The organism is Microcystis sp. M53598_WE2, from assembly GCF_030067735.1.
Taxonomy (GTDB): Bacteria; Cyanobacteriota; Cyanobacteriia; order Cyanobacteriales; family Microcystaceae; genus Microcystis; species Microcystis aeruginosa.
Window position 1 is genome coordinate 1 of the sequence record NZ_JASJFE010000028.1, and the last position, 1881, is coordinate 1881.

Here is a 1881-nt window from a genome sequence, read left to right on the forward strand (position 1 = left end):
GAGTCAATTAAGTCAATCCCAGACGGAATTAACCGAGAAAAAACAGTTAATTGAAAAATTATATAATCAAATTAAAACCCTAGAAAATAGTCCCACCGCCACCCCTGAACCGTCAGCAATTACCAAACTATTGCCTAAGAAACCCAGTCTTTATAACTTTGAAATGGCCACTTTAGCCCGTTATATTGCCCCCACTCCTACCCCCACAGAGTTAACGGATTCCGATATCGGTTGGTTCGATTAATTATGGCTAGTAAAAATCAAGAACAACAACATCCACAGGAAAGACTCGATCGCCCGATTGTTGATCAGCTGCTGCAATCAGAACCCAATGATTTAAACTTAGCTGAATGCGCTCGTTTACGCATACGTTATCAAAACTTTCCGGGGGCAAGAGAAATCCAAAGAGATTTAGATTTAATCCTAGAAAAATGGCAGTTAGATGAAGCCAGTTTATGGGCAAAAACTCGACCACTGCACAGTCACGGACAAGTGTATCAAATTCGCCAAACCGAGGAGCAACAGGATTGGAGTTAAATTGCAGCAGTTATCTTAATGGTGCGAGAGGAAAAATCAAACCTATAATTTGATTTTATCTAATAATCTCTGAAAAGGATTTTTTGGTTTGCTTGCTGGCGGATCTGCGGGGGGATTAGGATCATCTAGATAACGATAATATTTCCAGATATCCCAGTAGGGACAACCCGGTTCAATGCGAATTCCTGCCCAATGTAAATATTTTAAGGGCTGATTTAATCTCGGATCGATTAAAATATTCCCCTGACGTTGAAAATGAGAACTTCCCCCCCAATTTCCCGCTTGACAACCCGGAGCGCGGACAATATTAAATCGATTGGGAACTCGTTTGAGAATGGTATAATTAATAATCGGTTGATCGGAGGTTTTTTGAGAAAAATCAAAATATTCTGGATGAGCGGCACATTCTTGAAAAGCACTATATAAGTCCTGTTCTGAGAACAGATTCTTTTTACTAGCCCAAAAACCACCGTTAAACATCCCTGTTAGATCATTTTCTGTGAAGATTCCCTGTTCTAAAACAAGCGGATTAAAGACATCAGTAATCCCTTTTTTGTGTTGGTAATCACAGCAGAGAAAATCGTAGGTATCGAGGAAATTTAGATTATCTATTATTTTTTCAAAAACTACGATATCGGTATCGATATAAAGAAATTGATCTAGTTCTCCAAACCAACACACCTGCTTGCGAAATTGATTGGGACGAGCAAAGAATTTTTCTCCAAAAATATCATAGATTTTCTGTGCCAATTCTTCCACTAATTGCAGATCTGGATAGAGAATAACGCCATATTTTTCTGCTAATAAATCGGCAATTTTTTGATAATTATTGTCGTAGGGAATCAAGATAACGGGAGAATCGGGATCGTACAAACGAATACTATTCATTAATGCGATCGCCTGCTCGATAACTCGATCATTAGCGGTAATGTAAATTCCTCGCTTCATAAATATCCTAGGGGTAAGAGTTAGAAATAATTATATAGCAGTTATCTTAATGGTGAAGTAGAAAGTTTTCCTTTTGGGGAGTCAGCCATCAGCTTTTTTCTCCCGATATCCCTGTTCACTGATAACTGATCACTGATAACTGAATAGCCGATCGGTCTTTCTCTGTCAACTCTTAAGAAGTCGTGAGTTTGATTTTTGAATTGGCGAATAATTAAGGTTTGCTGAATAAATCTAAAAACCTTGTTGGATAAGACTTTTAGACTTGTTTTCCCTCAAAAAGTGCCGACCTTTGGAGTGATTGGGGGGAAAATCCCTGGACTTTTTCCCTGAAAATTAGGTAGTTGACCACCTGAAAATCGATAAAACCCCACACCCCACACCCCACACCCCACACCC

General features: G+C 39.0%; 2 protein-coding genes and 1 pseudogene. 2 read left to right on the forward strand and 1 reads right to left on the reverse strand.

Features of this window, described 5'->3' with window-relative positions:
• Both PX636_RS00645 and PX636_RS00650 read left to right on the forward strand, forming a co-directional pair.
• Positions 1-244 (forward strand): annotated as a pseudogene (locus tag PX636_RS00645) (hypothetical protein); the annotation flags it as partial.
• A gap of 2 nt (positions 245-246) precedes the next feature.
• Complete coding sequence (locus tag PX636_RS00650) at positions 247-537, forward strand: DUF3288 family protein (RefSeq protein ID WP_004162669.1); 291 nt, start codon at positions 247-249, stop codon at positions 535-537.
• Between the two features lie 42 nt (positions 538-579).
• Here the strand turns inward: PX636_RS00650 and PX636_RS00655 are convergent, their stop codons facing one another.
• The gene (locus PX636_RS00655) at positions 580-1485 is read right to left on the reverse strand and encodes an Npun_R2821/Npun_R2822 family protein (RefSeq protein WP_004162670.1); all 906 of its coding nucleotides are present in this window, start codon (positions 1483-1485) and stop codon (positions 580-582) included.
• Positions 1486-1881: the final 396 nt, after the last annotated feature.

Bases quoted from the DNA above. Each gene is read 5' to 3' on its own strand.
- PX636_RS00650 (WP_004162669.1), top strand. From the start codon at position 247: ATGGCTAGTAAAAATCAAGAACAACAACATCCACAGGAAAGACTCGAT.
- PX636_RS00655 (WP_004162670.1), bottom strand. From the start codon at position 1,485: ATGAAGCGAGGAATTTACATTACCGCTAATGATCGAGTTATCGAGCAG.